20 protein-coding genes are annotated in these 20287 nt (G+C 65.3%); 2 read left to right on the top strand and 18 right to left on the bottom strand.

Annotation, left to right across the window (positions count from 1 at the left end):
- Positions 1 to 9: 9 nt before the first annotated feature.
- From GQY20_RS12840 to leuC, 13 genes are all read right to left on the bottom strand, one after another.
- Positions 10 to 1551 carry a DHA2 family efflux MFS transporter permease subunit gene (locus GQY20_RS12840; RefSeq protein WP_232476030.1) on the bottom strand — a complete coding sequence of 514 codons (1542 nt, stop codon included), beginning with the start codon at positions 1549 to 1551 and terminating at the stop codon, positions 10 to 12.
- Positions 1548 to 2807 (bottom strand): HlyD family secretion protein, encoded by a 1260-nt coding sequence (locus tag GQY20_RS12835; RefSeq protein ID WP_157217498.1) that lies wholly within the window; start codon positions 2805 to 2807, stop codon positions 1548 to 1550. The genes GQY20_RS12840 and GQY20_RS12835 overlap by 4 nt, the downstream gene beginning before the upstream one ends.
- Positions 2804 to 4252, bottom strand: a complete 1449-nt coding sequence (locus GQY20_RS12830) for an efflux transporter outer membrane subunit (protein WP_157217497.1) — start codon at positions 4250 to 4252, stop codon at positions 2804 to 2806. Before GQY20_RS12830 ends, GQY20_RS12835 begins: the two co-directional genes overlap by 4 nt.
- Positions 4252 to 4632 carry a MarR family winged helix-turn-helix transcriptional regulator gene (locus tag GQY20_RS12825; RefSeq protein ID WP_157217496.1) on the bottom strand — a complete coding sequence of 127 codons (381 nt, stop codon included), beginning with the start codon at positions 4630 to 4632 and terminating at the stop codon, positions 4252 to 4254. Before GQY20_RS12825 ends, GQY20_RS12830 begins: the two co-directional genes overlap by 1 nt.
- A gap of 202 nt (positions 4633 to 4834) precedes the next feature.
- The gene (nadC, locus tag GQY20_RS12820; protein ID WP_157217495.1) at positions 4835 to 5680 is read right to left on the bottom strand and encodes a carboxylating nicotinate-nucleotide diphosphorylase; all 846 of its coding nucleotides are present in this window, start codon (positions 5678 to 5680) and stop codon (positions 4835 to 4837) included.
- A 112-nt stretch (positions 5681 to 5792) separates the two neighbouring features.
- Positions 5793 to 6794 (bottom strand): quinolinate synthase NadA, encoded by a 1002-nt coding sequence (gene nadA, locus GQY20_RS12815; RefSeq protein WP_157217494.1) that lies wholly within the window; start codon positions 6792 to 6794, stop codon positions 5793 to 5795.
- 84 nt (positions 6795 to 6878) lie between these two features.
- Positions 6879 to 7577 carry a DUF4230 domain-containing protein gene (locus GQY20_RS12810; protein ID WP_157217493.1) on the bottom strand — a complete coding sequence of 233 codons (699 nt, stop codon included), beginning with the start codon at positions 7575 to 7577 and terminating at the stop codon, positions 6879 to 6881.
- The gene (locus tag GQY20_RS12805; protein WP_157217492.1) at positions 7559 to 8416 is read right to left on the bottom strand and encodes an MBL fold metallo-hydrolase; all 858 of its coding nucleotides are present in this window, start codon (positions 8414 to 8416) and stop codon (positions 7559 to 7561) included. Before GQY20_RS12805 ends, GQY20_RS12810 begins: the two co-directional genes overlap by 19 nt.
- A 396-nt stretch (positions 8417 to 8812) precedes the next feature.
- The gene (gene grxD / locus GQY20_RS12800) at positions 8813 to 9145 is read right to left on the bottom strand and encodes a Grx4 family monothiol glutaredoxin (RefSeq protein WP_157217491.1); all 333 of its coding nucleotides are present in this window, start codon (positions 9143 to 9145) and stop codon (positions 8813 to 8815) included.
- A gap of 30 nt (positions 9146 to 9175) precedes the next feature.
- Positions 9176 to 9409, bottom strand: a complete 234-nt coding sequence (locus GQY20_RS12795; protein WP_157217490.1) for a BolA family protein — start codon at positions 9407 to 9409, stop codon at positions 9176 to 9178.
- Positions 9410 to 9420: 11 nt separating this feature from the next.
- On the bottom strand, positions 9421 to 9744 hold the full coding sequence (locus tag GQY20_RS12790) for a DUF1476 domain-containing protein (RefSeq protein ID WP_157217489.1): 324 nt from the start codon (positions 9742 to 9744) through the stop codon (positions 9421 to 9423).
- Between the two features lie 79 nt (positions 9745 to 9823).
- Positions 9824 to 10402 (bottom strand): 3-isopropylmalate dehydratase small subunit, encoded by a 579-nt coding sequence (gene leuD / locus GQY20_RS12785; protein ID WP_157217488.1) that lies wholly within the window; start codon positions 10400 to 10402, stop codon positions 9824 to 9826.
- Complete coding sequence (gene leuC / locus GQY20_RS12780) at positions 10399 to 11838, bottom strand: 3-isopropylmalate dehydratase large subunit (RefSeq protein ID WP_157217487.1); 1440 nt, start codon at positions 11836 to 11838, stop codon at positions 10399 to 10401. Before leuC ends, leuD begins: the two co-directional genes overlap by 4 nt.
- A 129-nt stretch (positions 11839 to 11967) precedes the next feature.
- Here leuC and GQY20_RS12775 point away from each other — a divergent pair, with 129 nt between their 5' ends.
- Positions 11968 to 12396 (top strand): VOC family protein, encoded by a 429-nt coding sequence (locus GQY20_RS12775; RefSeq protein WP_157217486.1) that lies wholly within the window; start codon positions 11968 to 11970, stop codon positions 12394 to 12396.
- A 33-nt stretch (positions 12397 to 12429) separates the two neighbouring features.
- Here the strand turns inward: GQY20_RS12775 and GQY20_RS12770 are convergent, their stop codons facing one another.
- On the bottom strand, positions 12430 to 13689 hold the full coding sequence (locus GQY20_RS12770; RefSeq protein WP_157217485.1) for a serine hydrolase domain-containing protein: 1260 nt from the start codon (positions 13687 to 13689) through the stop codon (positions 12430 to 12432).
- A gap of 221 nt (positions 13690 to 13910) precedes the next feature.
- Between GQY20_RS12770 and GQY20_RS12765 the strand changes: the two genes are divergently transcribed.
- Positions 13911 to 15560 carry a thiamine pyrophosphate-binding protein gene (locus tag GQY20_RS12765; RefSeq protein ID WP_157217837.1) on the top strand — a complete coding sequence of 550 codons (1650 nt, stop codon included), beginning with the start codon at positions 13911 to 13913 and terminating at the stop codon, positions 15558 to 15560.
- Between the two features lie 134 nt (positions 15561 to 15694).
- Here the strand turns inward: GQY20_RS12765 and gatB are convergent, their stop codons facing one another.
- The 4 genes from gatB to gatC form a co-directional block, all read right to left on the bottom strand.
- Positions 15695 to 17191, bottom strand: coding sequence for an Asp-tRNA(Asn)/Glu-tRNA(Gln) amidotransferase subunit GatB (gatB, locus tag GQY20_RS12760; RefSeq protein ID WP_157217484.1), 1497 nt, complete (start codon positions 17189 to 17191; stop codon positions 15695 to 15697).
- Positions 17192 to 17204: 13 nt separating this feature from the next.
- Complete coding sequence (locus GQY20_RS12755; RefSeq protein WP_157217483.1) at positions 17205 to 18335, bottom strand: acyltransferase family protein; 1131 nt, start codon at positions 18333 to 18335, stop codon at positions 17205 to 17207.
- Between the two features lie 32 nt (positions 18336 to 18367).
- A complete protein-coding gene (gene gatA, locus GQY20_RS12750) occupies positions 18368 to 19849 on the bottom strand; it encodes an Asp-tRNA(Asn)/Glu-tRNA(Gln) amidotransferase subunit GatA (protein WP_157217482.1) in 1482 nt (493 codons plus the stop codon).
- Between the two features lie 79 nt (positions 19850 to 19928).
- Positions 19929 to 20216 (bottom strand): Asp-tRNA(Asn)/Glu-tRNA(Gln) amidotransferase subunit GatC, encoded by a 288-nt coding sequence (gatC, locus tag GQY20_RS12745; RefSeq protein ID WP_157217481.1) that lies wholly within the window; start codon positions 20214 to 20216, stop codon positions 19929 to 19931.
- Positions 20217 to 20287 lie beyond the last annotated feature (71 nt).

Below are 20287 nucleotides of genomic sequence, written 5' to 3'. Positions count from 1 at the left end.
CCCGGCTCATCAATCCGCCGCCACCGGCCCGGATAGCGGCTTGGGACGCCGCGTGAGCCAGACGACTCCTATCATTGCGATCGACAGCCAGCCGGACAGCCAGAAGATGTCGTTCGAGGCCAGCAGATAGGCCTGGCCGACCATCTGCCGGACGACAGCGCCCGACGCCTGGAGCTGCGTCATGCCCAGGGACTGCAGGTCTGTCAGGGCGTGCTGGAAGTTGGGCGCATAGGAGGTCGTGCCCTCGCTGAGCCGGCTTTGGTGAAACGCCTCGGAACGATCCCAGAAGGTGGTGACGATCGAGGCGGCGAAGCTGCCCGCAGTGATACGGGCGAAGTTCGAGATGCCTGTCGCCGAGGGTGTCCGTTCCGGCGGAATGCCGTCCAGCGAGATGGAGAGCATCGCCAGGAAGAAGATGCTGAGCCCCACGCCCTGGGTGAGCATCGGCATCATCAAGTTCCAGAAACTGGCATAGGTGGTGTAGCCGGCGCGCTGGAAATAGGAGACCGAGAAAGCGACGAACGCCACCGAGGCGAGGATGCGCAGATCGATCTTGGTGCTCAGCCGCGCCATGATCGGCGTCAGCACGACCGCCACCGCGCCGCTCGGCATCGAGAGCAGGCCCGCCCAGGTGGCGGTATAGCCGAGCTGCGTCTGCACCCATAGCGGCAGCAACAGCGTGTTGGCGAAGAATACGGCATAGCCCAGGCACACGGCGATCGTGCCGAACGCGAAGTTGCGGTGGCGGAAGAGACTGAGATCCACCGCGGGATGCTCGTCGGTGAGCTCCCAGATCAGCCAGGCGAAGAAGCCGATCACGGCCAGCACCGCCAGCACGACGATGTGCGTGGAGTGGAACCAGTCGGCATCCTTGCCGAGATCGAGCATGATCTGGAGCGAGCCGACCCAGAAGGCGAGCAGCCCCAATCCCACTATGTCGATCGGGAGCTTGCGGGTCGGCGTGTCGCGTTTGGACAGCGAGCGCCAGCAGACGAACGCGCAGAACAGGCCCACCGGCACGTTGATCAGGAAGATCCAGCTCCAGTGGTAATTGTCTGAGATGATGCCGCCCAGCACAGGCCCGGTGATAGGCGCGACCAGCGTGGTGATCGACCAGATGCCGAGCGCGGTGGCGCGCTTGTCCGGCGGGAAGATCATGATCAGCAGCGCCTGGCTGCCCGGGATCATCGGCCCGGAAACCGCGCCCTGCAGCACGCGGAAGGCGATGAGCGAGCTCAGATTCCAAGCCATGCCGCACAGGAAGGAAGCCAGCGTGAACAGGATCACGGAAAGCACGAAGGTGCGTACGACGCCGTAGCGCCCCATCAGCCAACCGGTGAGCGGCACCGCCACGCCGTTCGATACGGCGAAGGAGGTGATGATCCACGTCCCGTTATCGGTACTGACGCCGAGATTGCCGGCAATGGTCGGCAGCGACACGTTGGCGATGGTCGTATCCAGAACCTGCATGAAGGTTCCGAGCGCCAGCGCCAGCGCAGTGATCGCGAGAGCGCCGCCCGTGAGCGGCGCCTGCGTGCCGCCTCCGGTCACCGGGTGGTGCCGCGATTGGCCGCGATGATCCGCGCGATCTGCGCCTCGACATCGGGGCCGCCATCCTGACTCGCCTGCTTCTGGAAGGTGCCGGCAGCGATCCGCGCGACCAGCGGACCGGAATGATCGCGTACGTCGACCTTCGCGGTGACGGACAAGCCGATACGCAGCGGATTGCGGTCGAGCTCGGCCGGGTCGAGGGCGATGCGCACCGGCACGCGCTGCACTACCTTGATCCAGTTGCCAGAGGCATTCTGCGGCGGCAGCAGCGCAAAGGCATTGCCGCTGCCGGCGCCGAGGCCGATCACATGACCGTGATAGGTCACTTCGCCGCCATAGACGTCGGCTTCGATTTCGACCGGCTGACCGACGCGGATATGTTTGAGCTGCGTCTCGCGGAAATTGGCATCGATCCACAGGCTGCGCAGGGGCACGACCGCCATCAGGGGCACGCCCGCCGCCACCTGCTGGCCGAGTTGCACGGTCCGTTGGGCGATCACGCCGTCCACGGGCGCGGTGAGCCGCATATGGGCCTGGACGATGGCCGCTCGGCGGAAATTGGCGATCGCCGCCAGCACGTCCGGATTGGTTTCGACATTGGTGCCCTGCACCGAGCTCAGCGACTGGGCGACGCGGCTCCTGGCGAGATCGAGCGCCGCCTGCGCGGTACGCACCGCATCCGCGGCGTGCGACACTTCTTCGCCCGACACCGCACCATCCGCGGCGGCCGATTTGCGGCGCGCGAGATCGTTGCTGGCGCGTGACAGGTCTGCCTGCGCCTGGATGACCTCGGCCCGACTTTCGTCGACCTTGGAGAAATTAGAGCGAACCGAACGCACCGCCTGCGCGAGCTGCGCTTCCGCCGCGGCCATCGTCGCGTCCGCCGTTGCCGGATCGAAATCGATGAGCGGCTGGCCCCGGCGAACCGCCTCGGTATTGTCGGCATGGAGCGCAATCACCGTCGCCGGCTCGCGGCTGGTGATCGCCACCACGTCGCCCGCCACATAGGCATCATCGGTGGATTCGAAACGGCCGGCGAACAGCAGCGCATAGACGCCATAGCCGATGAGGCCGAGCAGTACGAAGACGCCGAGCACAAGGAACCAGCGTCGCCGGGCGGATGCGTTGCCCCGCTTCTCGGGAGCCGCCTGCGCGGCCGGAGGAGACTGGGTGGGCGCCGCTTGGCTCGGAGGCGCACTCTCCTCATCGGCGCTTTCGGGACGGCCGTCTTCGCGCAGATCGGTGAGACTCGTCATGGTCTGGCCCTCATGCTTGCCCCGGCGGCGGCATCGGCGACCGCGGGCGAATTTTCGAAGCCGCCCCCAAGGGCGACGAGAAGCTGGACGCGGCGCACGGCACCGTCCGCTGCAATGTTGACCTGTGCCTGCCGCGCCTGGAGCAGGCGATCGTCCGAGGCCAGTATGTCGAGCCGCGAACCAAGCCCGGTGCGCAGCCGGATCGTATCGAGCCGAACCGTGTCCTGGAGAGCGGCAAGCGTCCTCGCCTGCTGCTCTGCTTCGGCCGCGGAGGTCTGCACCGACGAAAGAGCGTCGGCAGCCTGCTTGACCGCCTGCACGACGAGATCGTTATAGTCCGCGATGGCGACGTCGATCTGGGCGGTAGCGCCGCGATAATTGGCGCTGAGGCGGCCGCCTTCGAAGATCGGGAGATGGATCGCCGGGCCGCCGCCATAGGCGATCGCACCCGAGGTGAAGAGCGCGCCGAGCCCCAGCGCCTGGGCTCCAATGAAAGCCTTGAGATCCACATTGGGGAAGAAATCGGCCCGCGCCGCGCGACGGCCCGCGCTGGCCGCGTCGATCCGCGCCTGCGCCGCCTGAATATCCGCTCGGCGGCCAAGCAGATCGGCAGGAAGCGCGCCGGGGAGCGGCAGCGTCCTGTCCAGCGCCAGCGAGGGCGGCGTCACCGTCGCATAATAATCGGCTCCCTTGCCGGCGAGCGCGGCGAGAGCATGGATCATGAGCTGCCGATCCCCCTCGGCACGGACCTGCGCCTGCTTCGCCTCGGCCACCAGTGTTTCGGCCGCGCGCGCATCGAAGTTGCTGGCGAGCTGGTTACGGATGCGCGAGCGGGCAAGACTCAGTGATTGTTCACGCGAAGCGACGAAGGCGGCGGCGATCTTCGCCTGCGCATCCGCCCGCGCCAGGTTGAGATAGGTCTGCGCGACGGCCCCGCTGAGCGCGATCTTCGCGGCGGCGGCATCGAGCGCGGCCGCTCTGGCGCCGGCGCGGGCCTGATCGACCAGCGCCTTCTGCTTGCCGGCAAAATCCAATGTCCAGCTGAGATTGGCCTGGGCGGTGCCGACCCACTGGGTCGATCCGCCGTAGGGCGGCGGAATGATGTATTTCTCGCTAAGCCGCTGCCGCTCCTCGTCCACATCGACACCGAGATGCGGCAGCAGACCCGCGCGGTTGGCCGCGATACCCGCCTCGGCCGCACGCACCCGGGCCAGCGCAGCCGCGAGCGTCGGACTGCCGGCCATTGCATCTGCCATGATCCGATCGAGCTGCGCATCGCCCAGCGCCGTCCACCAATCCGCCGGAATTGGCGCTATGTCGGTGGCGGTCAAACCCGTCGTCGCGGCAGCAAGCGGCGCTATCCGAGGCTGATCCTTGGGCACCGCGGCGCAGCCCGCCAGCAGGCTCATCGTCATTGCGGCCAGCAAGGGAAAGCGGCGTATCATCACCGGTCCTCCGAAACAGTGCGTTCAAGCCGGTCCACGACGCGGCCGAGCAGGGTGAGCAGCGTGTCGCTTTCGGCGTCGGTGAGGTCCTGCAGAACCTCCTGCCACAGGACCGTCATGCCCGGCACCATATCGAGCACGGCCTGCCGCCCCTCGTCGGTAACGGCGAGCGTCACGACCCGGCGGTCGCCGGGTAGCCTTATCCTGGTGAGCAGGCCGCGGCTTTCGAGCTGATCGATCATCCGCGTCGTCGCACCTGAGCTATGACCGAGCATGCAAGCGATCTGCGAATTGGTCGTGAACTCGCCGCGATCGATCTCCTTGAGCGCAATCCACTGAGCGAGCGTCAGATCGCGCCCTGCGAAGACCTTGCAGGCCATTGGATCGAGCAGCTGATAAGCCCGTCGCAGAAGAAACCCCAGCGAGCGGCGCGATGTGAAGCTCTGAGAGAGGGAAAAAGCCTCAACCACCGTATCCTGCCCAAGCAATATCTGCCTGGGCAGGCAATTAGGTACGGTCATACGACGCGTCAAGCGGACGCCAGCAACAAATTTCCTATTTGCCTTAGGTTCCCGCCGCGCGTCAGGCTGCCGCGAAATCGAGCCCGATGTCGGCTGCGGGGGCAGATTGGGTGAGCCGTCCGACCGAGATATAAGTGACGCCGGTTTGTGCGATCGTTCCAATCGTATCCAGCGTGACATTGCCCGACGCCTCGGTCGGCACGCGACCAGCGACGAGCGCCACCGCCTCGCGCAATAGGCGCGGGCCCATATTGTCGAGCAGCAAATGGGTGGCGCCGCCGGCAAGGGCCGGCTCGATCTGGTCGATGCGGTCGACCTCGACGATGATGGAGGCAATTCCGGCCGCGGCGGCGCGGCGCACCGCCTCGGTGATGCCGCCGGCGACCGCGACATGATTGTCCTTGATCATCGCCGCATCCCACAAGCCCATGCGATGATTGGTCGCACCGCCCATGCGCGTCGCATATTTCTCGAGGACGCGCAGGCCAGGGATGGTCTTGCGGGTATCGAGCAGGGTCGCGCCGGTGCCGGCAATCGCATCGACATAGCTGCGCGTCATGGTGGCGATGCCGGACAGATGCTGGACCGTATTGAGCGCCGACCGCTCGGCGGTGAGCAACGCGCGCGCCCTGCCCTTGACCCGCATCACTTCGGTGCCAGGCGAGACCTGGGTGCCTTCCTCCACCAAAATCTCGATCTCGGCGTCCGGATCGAGCGTGCGAAAAAAGACTTCGGCGATCGGAAGACCTGCGATGGTGGTCGCGTTGCGGCTGTCCATCACGCCGGCGAAGCGCGCATCGGCTGGAATCACCGCCGCGGAGGTGATGTCGCCCAACTCGCCCAGATCTTCGGCCAGCGTGGCGCGGACGAAAGCATCGACATCAAAGTTCGGGAGGGTGAAAGCCATGGTCGTCAACTCCCCCCTCCCAGATGCGGAAGGGGCCGATAGGTGGGCTCAGTCTTGCGGGCAACGTTACTTGCGCTGCGTTTCCCCGGCGGAACACCCAGGCAAACGCAACTCAGTCGCCCGTCACTTTGGTCTTACCGACATCACCCTTGCCGACGGTGCCAGCCGCCATTTCCAGCATCCGATCGAGTGGACGCTTGGCCGCAGCGCGCAGTCCCTCGTCCAGTTCGATGCGGGGCTCGAGATCGCGCAGCGCTATGTAGAGCTTCTCCATCGTGTTGAGCGCCATGTACGGGCACATATTGCAGTTGCAATTGCCGTCCGCGCCAGGCGCGCCAATGAAGTGCTTGTGCGGCGCCGCCTTCTCCATCTGGTGGATGATATGCGGCTCGGTGGCGACGATGATCGTCTCGGCCGGGCTCGCCAGCGCGAATTCCAGGATGGCGCGGGTCGAGCCGACCTGATCGGCATGATCGAGGATGAAGGCCGGGCATTCGGGATGCGCGGCGACCGGCGCGCCCGGATATTGCGCCTTGAGCTTCAGGAGTTCGGTCTCGCTGAAGGCCTCATGCACGATGCAGGCGCCCGGCCACAGCAGCATGTCACGGCCGGTCTTGCGATTGAAATAGGCGCCCAGATTCTTGTCCGGCGCGAAGATGATCTTCTGGTCCATGGGAAGCTGGGCCAGGATCTGCTCGGCCGAGGAGGAGGTGACGATGATGTCGCTATGCGCCTTCACCGCTGCCGAGCAGTTGATGTAGGTGATCGCGATATGGTCCGGATGGGCCGCACGGAATTTGGCGAACTGCTCGGGCGGGCAGCTGTCTTCCAGGCTGCAGCCGGCGGCCATGTCGGGGAGGATCACGGTCTTTTCCGGCGAGAGGATCTTGGCAACCTCGGCCATGAAGCGCACGCCGCAAAAGGCGATCACGTCCGCATCGGTCGCCGCTGCCTTGCGCGACAGATCCAGGCTGTCGCCGACGAAATCGGCGAGGTCCTGGATTTCCGGCTCCTGATAATAATGGGCCAGGATCACGGCGTTGCGCTCCTTGCGCAACCGATCGATCTCCGTCCGCAGGTCCAGTCCTGTCAGGCTCTTCACAGGGGCATTCATCGCCGAAACGGCTCCTCTTCCTCGATGCGCGCCTAGATAGGGACGCCGAACCGGTTTGTCGAAGGGTTCGCGCATAGGCGCGGATCAGAAGCTGTTGCTCATTACCTGTCCGGGAGAACGGGAGCGCTGGACCTGCTCCGCATCGGGATCGCGGAACGCCTCCCCCGGAAAACGGACACGCACGGTGGCATCCAGCCCAGCGGCGCGCAGCGGCAGCGCGAAACTGCGCTCGACCGCGCGCCGGGTGGCATCGCGGGCGAGGGTCATGGGCACCGGCTCCTGCGCTTGCCGCAGCAATTCGGTCTGGCCCGCCTTGCGGTTGGCGGCATCCAGCACGGCACCGGTATCGGTGAAGCGCAGCAACAGGCCGCCGCCATCATATTGGCGCACCTTGGTGAGATCGACCTGGGGACCGACCACCTCGATCGGCGGCAAGGTGACGTCGAGCCGCTTCTCCGCCGCATCCCAGCGGACATCCTTCGCCTCCAGCTTGCCGAGATCGACCTCGTAGCGGACAAGGCCCGGCATGATCAGCGTACGCTCCGCGCTGAGGCCGAAGCGATGCTGTGTGGTGGTGACGACGGCAACATAATTGGCGACGAGCGCCGACAGCCGGTTCTGCTGCCGCAACCCTTCCAGGCTGCCGCTTGCGATCACCTCCGGATCGGGCCCACGCCAGAAGCGGTCAGCAGCGGCGCGCAGGCCGAAATAGAGGCCACCGCCGATCAGCGCCGCTGCAACCAATATGACGAGGGCCCGCCGCGTCACGCCGCCAGCCGCCATCCCTCCCCTTCCCGCGCGACGAGGCCGCGCGCATTGAGATCGATGAGATGCGCCAGCACCGAACGGCCGGCGGCAGCGTGCAGCTTTGGATCGACGCCGACATACATTTGCGCGACCATCCCCGGAATATCATGCTCGCCGCGGCCGAGCAGCCGCAGGATCTGGCTCTCGCGCTGCTTGCGATGACCGAGCAGGCCGCGGACATAGCGTCGCGGATTTTTCACCGGCTCGCCATGGGCGGGATAATAGACGGAGTCCTCACGATCGAGCAGCAAGTCCAGGCTGGCCATATAGGCCGCCATGTCGCCATCCGGAGGCGAGACGACGGTGGTCGACCAACCCATGACATGATCGCCCGTGAACAAGGCGCCCGCCTCCGGCAGCGCGAAGCAGAGATGGTTGGAGGTATGGCCCGGCGTCGCGACAGCCTGCAACCTCCATCCCGGGCCGGAAATATTCTCGCCCGCGCCGAGGATGCGATCGGGCACATAAGCGGCATCGAACGACGCGTCGGCGCGAGGCCCGTCATCTGACAGCGCCAGCGGTGCGCAACCCGTGATCTGCGCGCCGGTCGCAGCCTTCAGCGGGCGCGAGGACGGGCTGTGATCATGATGGGTATGCGTGCACAGGATGTGCGTGACCGTCTCCCCGCGGGTGGCGGCCAGGATCGCCTCGACATGCGCCGGGTCGGCCGGCCCAGGATCGATCACCGCCACCTCGCTCTGGCCGACGACGTAGGTCTGCGTGCCAGTGAAGGTGAAAGCCGATGGATTGGGCGCCAGCACCCGCCGCACCAACGGGTGCAGCACCTGCGCGCGACCTGTCTGCTGTTCGCTCATGCATTGCCATGTGGCATTGCCGTGGCGCGATGTGAAGGGCGTCGCACGGCACCGCAGGCTGTGTCGGGATATTTGACACTCTACGCCTTAGTTAATCGTTCTCTATCCAGAACAGCCCAGCTTTCGCGCGGCGGCGGGGATTTGGCACGATAGCTGCTTATAGGGCGGCGTTCCAAGGTTCCACTTCAGAACATCGGGCGGGCATCCATTTGGTATGTCCGCCCGCCCCCCCAACCGCCATGAAACCCATCGATTGAAACCACTTGGCAGCATGGGCATGAAAGCGCTCGCGTCGAGCGCCGGAAGCGCTCAACAAAAAACCAGCGCCGCAGCCTGCAGCGCTGGTTCGAAAGATCGGAAGCCCCCCCCCCCAAAGGAGAGCGGTCGAGCGGGAATTCAGGCCGCCTTGGAGATACCGGCCTGATCGAAGAGCGTCGCCAGTTCCCCAGCCTCATACATCTCCATCATAATGTCCGACCCGCCGATGAACTCGCCCTTCACATATAGCTGCGGAATGGTGGGCCAATCCGAATAGGCTTTGATGCCCTGCCGCACGCCCTGGTCCTGCAGCACGTCGACCGTCGCATATTCGACGCCGAGATGATCGAGTATGGCAACGGCGCGACTCGAAAAGCCGCACTGGGGAAAGAGCGGCGTTCCCTTCATAAAGAGGAGAACGTCGTTGGATTTCACGGCCGCATCGATCCGGGCCAGCGCGTCGTCGGTCATGATCATCATTCCTGCAAAAAAGCGTGAGGCTTAGCTGGGGGTTGCCGTGGTCAGTTGCAAGGCATGGAGCACGCCGCCCATGCGACCGCCCAGCGCTTCATAGACACGCTGGTGCTGGCGGATGCGCGGCAAGCCGCGAAAGCTCTCGCTCACCACGCGCGCGGCATAATGATCGCCGTCGCCGGCCAGATCGGTGATCTCGACATGCGCGTCCGGGATTCCCGCCCGGATCATCGATTCGATCTCCTCTGCCGTCATCGGCATCGGCGTCTTCCTTACTGCGCCCGGATGAGCTGCCGACGTGCCTCGACCTCAAGGTCGGCCAGCGTCGTGCGGATGCGCGCATCGTCCACATCGACATTGGCGGAGACCAGGTCGCCGAGCAGCTTGCGGATCACATCCTCGTCGCCCGCCTCTTCGAACTCGGCCTGGACCACCGACTTGGCATAGGCCTCCGTCTCCTCGGGGGTCAGGCCCATGAGTTCGGCTGCCCACTGTCCGATCAGCCGATTGCGCCGCGCAGTGATACGGAACGCCATCTCCTGATCGTGCACGAACTTGTTTTCGAAGGCTCGTTCGCGGTCGTCGAACGTCGTCATTCAAATCCCCTAAGGAAAATCGATCCACAATCCAGATAGGCGGCACAGAGCCGACTCGCAACGGGAATGCCGATCGCGTTCAAAGCCAGGCGCGTTCCGCGGCCATCACCGCTTCATAGGCGCCGATCTTCTCCTCACGCGCCATGGTGAGGCCGATTTCGTCAAGCCCGTTGATCAGGCAATCGCGGCGGAACGGATCCATCTCGAAGGAAAAGCGATCCTGGAAGGGCGTCGTCACCGACATGCTTTCCAGATCGACCGTGATCGGATTGTCCTTGGCCACTTCGAGCAGACGGTCGATCGCTTCCTGTGGCAGCACTACGGCAACGATGCCGTTCTTGAAGGCATTGCCCGAGAAGATGTCCGAATAGCTCGGCGCGATCACCGCCTTTACGCCCATGTCGCCGAGCGCCCAGGCGGCATGCTCGCGGCTGGAGCCGCAGCCGAAATTGTCGCCCGCGATCAGGATCGGCGCGCCGGCATAGGCCGGATCCTCGAAGACGTTGCCCGGCTCGGCCCGCACCGTCTCGAACGCGCCCCTGCCGAGGCCCGCGCGGGTGATCGTCTTCAGATAATGAGCAGGGATGATGACGTCCGTATCCACATTCTTGCGGCCGAACGGATAGGCCTTGCCCTCGACGCTGGTCACCGGGGTCATGCCGCTTCTCCCAACAGGTCGCGCACGTCGGTCAGCCGGCCGGTCACCGCTGCCGCCGCCGCCATGGCGGGCGAGACCAGGTGGGTGCGCGCGCCCGGCCCCTGGCGGCCGACGAAGTTGCGGTTGGAGGTGGAGGCGCAGCGCTCGCCGGCCGGCACCTTGTCCGGGTTCATCGCGAGGCACATCGAGCAGCCAGGCTCGCGCCACTCGAAGCCGGCCTCGATGAAGATACGGTCCAGCCCCTCGGCCTCGGCCTGACGCTTCACCAGCCCCGAGCCCGGCACGACCAGCGCCTGGCGGACATTGCCGGCGACATGGCGTCCCCTGGCGATCGCCGCGGCCTGACGCAGATCCTCGATGCGGCTGTTGGTGCAGCTGCCGATGAAGATGTTTTGCACCTCCACGTCCTGCATCCGCGTGCCGGGGGTGAGGCCCATATAGTCCAGCGACTTGCGCGCCGCGGCCTGCTTGGAGGGATCGGCGAAGCTCTCCGGATCCGGCACCACACCGGTGATCGGCACGACGTCCTCTGGGCTGGTGCCCCAGGTGAGGCTCGGCGAGATATCTGTCGCATCGAGCGTGACGACGCGGTCATAGACAGCCTGCGCATCGGTCGGCAGCGTCTTCCACCAGGCCAGCGCCTTCTCCCACGCCTCGCCGGACGGTGCCATCGGCCGCCCGTTGAGATAGGCGAAGGTCTTCTCGTCGGGCGCGATCAGGCCGGAGCGTGCGCCGCCCTCGATTGCCATGTTGGAGACGGTAAGGCGCCCTTCGATCGACATGTCCCGGATCACCGAGCCGGTATATTCGATCACATAGCCGGTGCCGCCCGCAGCACCGATCTTGCCGATGATGGCGAGGATAACGTCTTTCGGGCCGACGCCGAAGCCCAGCGTGCCATCGACGCGGACTTCCATGGTCTTGGACTGCTTGAGCAGAAGAGTCTGCGTGGCCAGCACATGCTCGACCTCGGACGTGCCGATGCCGAAGGCCAGCGCGCCGAGCGCGCCGTGCGCCGCGGTATGGCTGTCGCCGCAGACCAGGGTCGTGCCCGGCAGGGTGAATCCCTGTTCCGGCCCGACGACATGAACGATGCCCTGCTCAGGCGCCACCGCATCGATATAGCGGATGCCGAATGCTGGCGCATTCGCTTCCAGCGCGGCGAGCTGCTGCGCGCTTTCCGGATCCGCGATCGGCAAACGATGCCCGGCTGCATCGAGCCGCGCCGTGGTCGGCAGGTTATGATCCGGCACCGCAAGGGTGAGATCGGGCCGCCGAACCTTGCGTCCGGCTGCGCGCAAACCCTCGAAGGCCTGCGGGCTGGTGACTTCGTGGACCAGGTGGCGATCGATATAGATCAGGCAGGTCCCGTCATCGCGCTTCTCGACGACGTGGGCGTCCCAGATCTTGTCGTACAGGGTGCGGGGCTGTGTCATGGCACCGCCGATCTATTCGTTGCGCCGGATTTGTCAAAGGGCCGGGAAGAATAACCGATCGCGCTTCGCATGGCGGCGGCTGGTTGCTATGATGCAAAGCCGAAAACAGGCAGATGCGGGAGAGGGTTCGTGACGAGACTGGATCATTGCAACATCCGGACGCTGAACCTCGATGCGACGATCGGTTTCTATTCGGATGTGCTGGAACTTAAGCCGAGCTTCTTCCCCGGCTCGTCCGGCCAAGGGGCCTGGCTCCACGATTCGACCGATCGCCCCGTGATCCATCTGGTGGCGATCGATCCAGACGACCCGGCGGGATCGATCGCGGCCATTCGCGGCATGCGCGGCGGCCAGGATGGCGACTTCGACCCTTCGATGCTGAAGGGCAGCGGCGCCATCGATCATATCGCCTTCGAATGCAGCGATTATGACGGGATGGAAAACAGGCTGCAGACGCTCGACCTCAGCTACACGAGCAACAATGTCGAGAGCATTGGCCTGCGCCAGCTGTTCGTGAGCGATCCCAACGGCATCACGGTAGAGCTCAACTTCCGCTGAGCCCTTGCCCCGGGGGCATCCTGTGCACGCACCTTAACGGGTGCGGCGGATTCCCCCGCCGATGCGGCTATCGATCTGCAGCCAATCATGCGCAGGCCGGTGATAGAGCATGTCGAACATTTCGAGCTGCAGCCCGACCGGCCGGTTGCTTTCCGAATTCCATAGCGCGACCACACCGGTCTTGAGCGCAGGATCGAACAGGATCAGCGAGCGATAACCGTTCACCGCACCGCGATGGCCGATCAGACGATGGCCGTCATAGTTATAATCGCGCCAGCCGAGCGCATAGGATGCGTCGGTCATCGCGCGATCATAGTTGGTCATCCGCCTTGTGGCGATGTGCGGGCTGTGAACGGTATCGAGCACGCGCTGCGGTATGATCTGATCCGCCTCGCCCATCTGCGCACGCATCCACAACGCCAGATCGACGATCGAGCTGTTCACGCCGCCGGCCGCCGGGATGCGGTAATAGGCGTCGTTGACCGCGAAAGAATGGCCGCCGCGCGTAGGGCGCGCCCAGCTGGGCGCACTTTCGAGCCCTTGGCGGGTAAGGCTCGCCGACATCATTCCCAACGGTCGGAAGAGCTGCTGCTCGACCAGATCGGCATAGCGCTTTCCGGTCGCGCGCTCGGCAATCTCTCCCGCCGCGTCGAAGGCGACATTCTGGTAGCTGAAGCATTGGCCCGGCTGGCAGAGAAGATCCAGCGAGGCAAGCTTGGCGCGGATGATGCGAGGATCGGCACCGCCTTCCAGTTCGCCGTCATAGGCGTTGCGCGCGATGCCGAGCCGCTGGGACAACAGCTCCAGCACGGTCGCGCGCTGCTCCGCCTGCCTGGGCAGATGCAGGGACGGCGCCCAGCGCGCGATCGGATCGTTCAACGAGAGCTTCTTCTCGTCAGCCAGCTTCGCTATCAGCGTCGCCGCAACGCCTTTCGAGAGTGATGCCCACCGGAAGACGGTGTTCTCGGTCACCGGCTGGCCGTGGACCCGATCGGTCTCACCATAGCCTTTGACGAAACTCAATTCGCCGTTCTGGACGATGCCGACGGCGAGGCCGGTCATGTCACCCTGGCCGACGAGGCGCTGCAACCTTTCGTCGAGGCGAGCATAATCGATGCCCTTGCCGTCCTTCGGCCAGGTGCCCCCCTGCGGCACGAGCCGCTGAGCTGGGCTCAGCGGAAAGGCGAAACCCGCTACCTTCGCCTCGCCGCTGCGCATCGTCGCGCAGCCGAGCCCGGCAAGGCCCGCGATCATCAGGACGCCAACCGTCAACAGGGAGCGTTTGCGGTGCAAGGTCTTCCCCTTTTCCGGACCTGCCGGAATCCGCATGGCATACAGCGGCGGATGCGCTGATTGCTTCATTCCCAGTGCGACCTTCTTGCCTATCTATGTGGAATCCTTAGCGTTGCCCGAGCCGACGTCAAATCCGCTGCAGCGGCGTTCGGTATAGATGGGTATTTGAACGCGCCGGAACGAGTCTTTTGCGCAACGAATCGGTCGGCTATGTCGAAAGGATGAGCAACACGCGCAGCGGCGGCCGCATCCTGATCGATGCGCTTCTTGCGCAGGGATGCGATCGCATCTTCTGCGTCCCCGGGGAATCCTATCTGGCGGCGCTTGATGCGCTGTACGACACCCCCGAGATCGACCTGATCGTCGCCCGTCAGGAAGGCGGCGTCAGCTATATGGCGGAGGCCGACGGCGCGATGACCCGCCGCCCCGGCGTCGCCTTCGTGACGCGTGGCCCCGGCGCCACCAATGCGACTGTGGGCGTGCATGTCGCCTATCAGGATTCGACGCCGATGCTGCTGCTGATCGGCGACGTCGGCCGTGGCGACCGGGATCGCGAGGGCTTCCAGGAGATCGATTTCCCGGCGATGTTCGCGCCGATCGCCAAATGGGCGGCGCGGATCGACGATGCCGCGCGTATCCCGGAATATGTCGCGCGCGCCTATGCCACGGCAATGTCCGGCCGCCCCGGCCCGGTGGTGCTCGCGCTGCCCGAAGACATGCTGACCGATACGGCCGCCGCGATCGACCGGACGCGGGTCGAGCGGCCGATACAGCCCGCCGATCCGGCGTTGGTGGAAGATGCCGTGGCACGCATCCGGGCCGCCCGCAATCCGATCGCCATCGTGGGCGGCGCGGGCTGGACAGCCGAGACCGGACGGCAGTTCGCGGATTTTGCGGAGCGGATCGGATTGCCCGTCGCCTGCGCCTTTCGCCGCCAGGACGCGGTTGCCAACGATGCTCCCACCTATGCCGGCAATCTCGGTTATGGTCCCAGCCCGAAGCTCGTCGCACGGGTGAAGAACGCAGATCTGATCCTTGCCGTGGGCGCGCGGCTCGGCGAGGCGACGACCGACGGTTACGAGCTGATCGCGCCGGAACATTCCGGCCAGGCGCTGATCCATGTCCATCCCGATCCGAACGAACTGCAGCGTGTCTATCGCGCCGATCTCGCGCTCTGCGCGGGTGTCGAGGAGTTCGCGACGGCGGCCGCCGCTCTGGTCGCAGATGCCACCCCTTCGGCGCTCGGCGCAGAAGCCCATGCCGAATGGCTGGCTTGGTCGACGCCCGCCCCGCGCGAGGCCAAGCTGGATCTCGGCCCCTGTGTCGCCGCGATGCGGGAGCGGCTGCCCGCCGACAGCATCCTCTGCAACGGCGCTGGAAATTTCTCCAGCTGGTGGCATCGCTACTGGCGCTACACGGGTCTCGTGAGCCAGCTCGCGCCGACCAACGGATCGATGGGCTACGGCATGCCCGCCGCGGTTGCCGCGGCGCTGCGCTTCCCGGATCGCCAGATCGTCGCACTGGCCGGCGACGGCGATTTCATGATGAACGGTCAGGAGTTGTCGACCGCAATCCGCTATGGCTGCCGCATGCTGATCCTGGTGATCGACAATGGCAGCTACGGCACGATCCGCATGCACCAGGAACGTCGCTATCCGCGTCGCCTTTCCGGCACCGACCTCGTCAATCCGGACTTCGCCGCCCTCGCCCGCGCCTATGGCGCCTGGGCGGAGACGGTGGAGGAAACCGCGGACTTTGCCCCCGCGCTCGACCGCGCGATGCAGCAGGACGGCATTGCCCTGCTGCATCTCAAGACGGATGTCGAGCAGATCGGGCCGGCGGCGACCATTACGGGACTGCGCGGCGGCTGACGATGCTCCTGCTTCCGTTCGTACCGAGTCCGCCGAAGTGCACTCCTTCCCGCTCGTAAACCGAAAGAAGAAGGCAATGCTTCGACAAGCTCAGCATGATCGCCGGAAAATCACCGTCCCGAGCAGACGGAGGCTCAGCCCAGCGCCTTCTTCAGGAGTTCGTTGACCACCGCGGGATTGGCCTTGCCGCCCATCGCCTTCATCGTCTGGCCGACGAAGAAGCCGAACAGCTTGTCCTTGCCGCCGCGATATTCGGCGACCTTGTCGGCATTGGCCTCCATCACCTGGGCGATGATCGCCTCGATCGCGCCGGTGTCGCTGGTCTGCTTGAGGCCCCGCTCCTCGACGATCTTCGAGGGATCGTCGCCGGTCTCCAGCATGATCTCGAACACCTGCTTGGCGAGCGTGCCGGATAGCGTGCCGTCCGCGACCAGGTTCAGAAGCTCAGCACCCTGAGCAGGCGAGACCGGGCTTTCGCCAATGCCCTTGCCGAGCCGGTTGAGCGCGCCGAACAGATCGGAGATCAGCCAGTTCGACGCGGCCTTGGCCATCGTCTCCGGCTTGCCCGTCGCGTCGAGCAGCGCCTCGAACCAGCGCGCGGTCTCGACATCCGCAGTGATCACGGCAGCATTGTAGGCAGGCAGGCCGAGCGGCCCCTCATAACGGGCGCGCTTGTCGTCCGGCAGCTCGGGAAGGCTCGCCTCGCACTCGGCGATGAACGCTTCGGAAAGCTCCAGAGGCAGCAGGTCCGGATCGGGGAAGTAACGATAGTCGTGCGCGTCCTCTTTGGAACGCATCGAACGCCCCTCGCCACGATCCGGATCGTAGAGGCGGGTTTCCTGCACTACGCGTCCGCCTGCCTCCAGCACGTCGACCTGGCGGTTCGCCTCCTGCTCGATCGCTGCCATGACGAAGCGAACGGAATTGACATTCTTGGTCTCGGTCCGCGTTCCGAACGGCTCGCCCGGGCGGCGCACCGAGACGTTGACGTCGGCCCGCATCGAGCCCTGCTCCATATTGCCGTCGCACGAGCCGACATAACGCAGGATCGAGCGCAGCTTGCGCAGATAGGCGCCGGCTTCTGCGGGAGACCGCATGTCCGGCCGAGAGACGATCTCCATCAGCGCGACGCCGGACCGGTTGAGATCGACATAGCTGCGCGTGGGGTGCTGATCGTGCATCAGCTTGCCGGCATCCTGCTCCACATGGATGCGCTCCACCCCGACGAGCTTGGCCTCACCAGGACCATCCTTCGCATCCGGCTCGATCGGGATCGAGCCCTCGCCCACCAGCGGATGATAGAGCTGACTGATCTGATATCCCTGCGGCAGATCGGCATAAAAATAATTCTTGCGGTCGAAGCGCGAGACGCGGTTGATCTCCGCCCCGAGCGCGAGACCGGTGCGCACTGCCTGGCGGATGCATTCCTTGTTCAGCACCGGCAGCATGCCCGGCATCGCCGCATCGACGAGGCTCACTTGCGTGTTCGGCTCCGCGCCGAACGCGGTGGAAGCACCGGAGAAGAGCTTGGCGTTTGATGTGATCTGAGCGTGAACCTCGAGGCCGATCACGACCTCCCATTCCCCGGTGGCGCCCTGGATGCGATAGCTGCTTGCAGTCTCTGTGGTCATGATGGGCCCTATATCAGGATCGCTTCAGCGCCGCACCACCCTCGGGTGCGGGCGCATGCGCGGCGCGCGCCTTGTCCCGCCCGGCCACGCGCCCGCCGGTGACCCAGCCGAGCAGGCTCGGCGAGATCAGCGACATCAGCTTGTAGAAGGCGAACCCGACACACACTGCGATCAGCGGCTGGAGGAAGAAATAAAGCGGATAGATCGGCGCGATCGCGTTGCGCACGCCGCGCCCGTCAAACTCGGTCGCCAGCGCGAGATAGACGATATGATGGGTGCAGAAGATGAAGAAGATATATGGTTCCAGCCGTGCGACCTGCCGGCCGAAGGGCTTCAGCGCGACATGCGCGACCCACCACCAGAGGAGATAGGCGAGCGCGTAGCGGGTGATGATTTCCGGTACGTGGCCCGCAATCGGCAGCCAGGTGAAATAGAGACGGTAGACCGGCACGAGCGTCGGCAGCTCGATCAGCAGCCATGTGCCCGCGGCGAGCGCGCCCCAATGATTGAAAAAGCGCGGTGCGCGAACATCGATCGCGCGGCGCGCGAGGACGAGGCCGGTGACGAACGTCGGCAGGATCACCGGCCGGGTGAGGATCGTCCCTTCATCCGCGATCGCCGCGAAGATCAGCACGACGGCGAACACCGCGATCATCGCGCGTGTGCCCCAGCGATCGAAGAGCCACAGCAGCGCCGGTGCCAGCAACATGCACAGGAAGAGATCCCGCATGAAGTAAAGCGGCGAATTGGTCGGATAATCGCGTAGCGGGAAGAATTTATAGAACCAGCCGATCGCGTCCGTCGGCCGCGGCCATGTCGGCTCGAACCAGGGCAGGCTCATCATCACGAAAAGCAGCACCGCGTTCCAGATGAACAAAGGCAGCAATATGGTGCGCGCCTTCTTGCGGGCTACGCTCCACCAGGGTGCCTTATACTGCATGCCCAGCAGCCAGCCCGAGATCAGGCCGAGCAGCGGCACCGACGCCTTTCCCACATAGAGCGAGAAGAAGGCGTAGACCCAGTGCCAGCCATAATCCCACCAGCCGAAGCGCGGCATGTACCAGAAGGCGGGATAAGGCCGGACATGCGTGAACATCATCAGGATGATGCACGCGACCCGCGCGAAGCGGATCGTATCCGACATGGCGGGGCTGATCTTGCGGGGTGTGCCTACGCTTACCACCACTGTCCGGGACGCGCCGAGAAGCCGGCCCGTTCCTCGATCGCCAGGCCAGCGTTCAACACGCCCTGCTCGTCGAGCGGACGTCCGATGAGCTGCAGGCCGAGCGGCAGCCCCTGCCCGTCGAGCCCGGCCGGCACCGACATCGCGGGCAGGCCCGCCAAGCTGGCCGGCACGGTGAACACGTCGTTGAGATACATGGCGAGCGGATCCGCGGTCTTCTCACCCAGCGCGAAGGCGGCGGACGGGGCGGTCGGCGTCAGCAGCAGATCGCAACTCTGCCAGGCCTGCTCGAAATCCCGGGCGATCAGCGTCCGGACCTGCTGGGCCTTGGTGTAATAAGCGTCATAATAGCCGGCCGAGAGCACATAGGTGCCGATCAGGATGCGGCGGCGAACCTCCTTGCCGAAGCCGTCCGCGCGCGTCGCGGAATACATGTCGGCGAGGTTTCCGCCGTCCGGCAGGTCGCGCAAGCCGTAGCGCACTCCGTCATATCGGGCGAGATTGGACGAGGCCTCTGCCGGAGCGATAATATAATAGGCCGGCAGGGCGTAGCGGGTGTGCGGAAGCGAGACCTCGACGATCTCCGCGCCGGCATCGCGCATGAAGGCAATGCCCTTGTCCCACAGCGCCTCGATCTCTGATGGCATGCCCTCGACGCGATATTCCTTCGGAATACCGATCCGCTTGCCCGTGAGGTCCCCTGAGAGACCGGCTTCCCAGCGGGGTACCGACACGTCGAGCGAGGTGGAATCCTTCGGATCGAAGCCGCTCATCGCCTCGAGCAGGATCGCGCAATCCCTGACGTCGCGCGCCATCGGCCCGGCCTGGTCGAGCGACGACGCGAAAGCGACGATACCCCAGCGCGAGCAGCGCCCATAAGTCGGCTTGATGCCGGAGATGCCGGTGAAGGCGGCCGGCTGGCGGATCGAGCCGCCAGTGTCGGTGCCGGTCGCGCCGGGCGCAATACGTGCCGCGACCGCGGCCGAGGAGCCGCCCGAGGAGCCGCCGGGCGCCAGCGGCGCGTTGCCGCCATCGCTGCGCCGCCAGGGGGAGACCACATTGCCGAACGCGCTGGTCTCGTTTGACGAGCCCATCGCGAACTGATCCATGTTGAGCTTGCCCAGCATGCCCGCCCCGGCGGCGAACAGCTTGGCCGTCACGGTCGATTCATAGGTGGGCGTAAAGCCTTCGAGGATGTGGCTCGCCGCAGTTGTCTGCACCCCGGCAGTGCAGAACAGATCCTTGATGCCGAGCGGCACGCCCGACAATGCCGCAAATTCGCCCGAGGCGCGCGCGCGATCGGCAGCTTCCGCCGCCGCGATCGCATGGTCAGGCGTGTCGACGATGAAGGCATTGAGCGCCTTGGCCGAGGCCACCGCCGCGTTGAACGCGTCCGCCACCTCGCGCGCCGAGAAATCGCCCTTGCGGAACCCGTCACGCAGCGCCGCGACGCCGAGATCGGTGAGATTGGTCAACGCTGGCCTCCCGCCACTCGATCGTCGTGGTTCGTGCTGATGAGCGCCCACGCCTTGCCGGCCGATGAAAGCGCGCTGATCATTCGATCACCTTCGGCACCGCGAAGAAGCCATGCTCGGCCTGCGGCGCGTTGGCGAGCACCGCATCGCGAATGCCGCCGTCGGTCACCACATCCTCGCGCATGCGCAGATGATTGGGAATGACAGCGCTCAGCGGCGCGACGCCGCTGGTATCCACCTCACCCAGTTGTTCGACGAACCCCAGGATGGTGTTGAGCTCGGGCACGAGCGCGTCGGCCTCGGCATCGCTCACGGCGATGCGCGCGAGGTTCGCGATCTTGCGTACGGTGGCGGCGTCTACGGACATGAAGGCTTTCTAGGGTGAAAGGGATGCGCGCCGCTACCATCCGGGCGGCGCAGCATCAACCCACCCTCCCC

This window comes from Flavisphingomonas formosensis (assembly GCF_009755815.1).
Classification (GTDB): Bacteria; Pseudomonadota; Alphaproteobacteria; order Sphingomonadales; family Sphingomonadaceae; genus Flavisphingomonas; species Flavisphingomonas formosensis.
The sequence above is the reverse complement of the archived record's forward strand: the minus strand, read 5'-3'. Positions and strand labels throughout refer to the sequence as shown.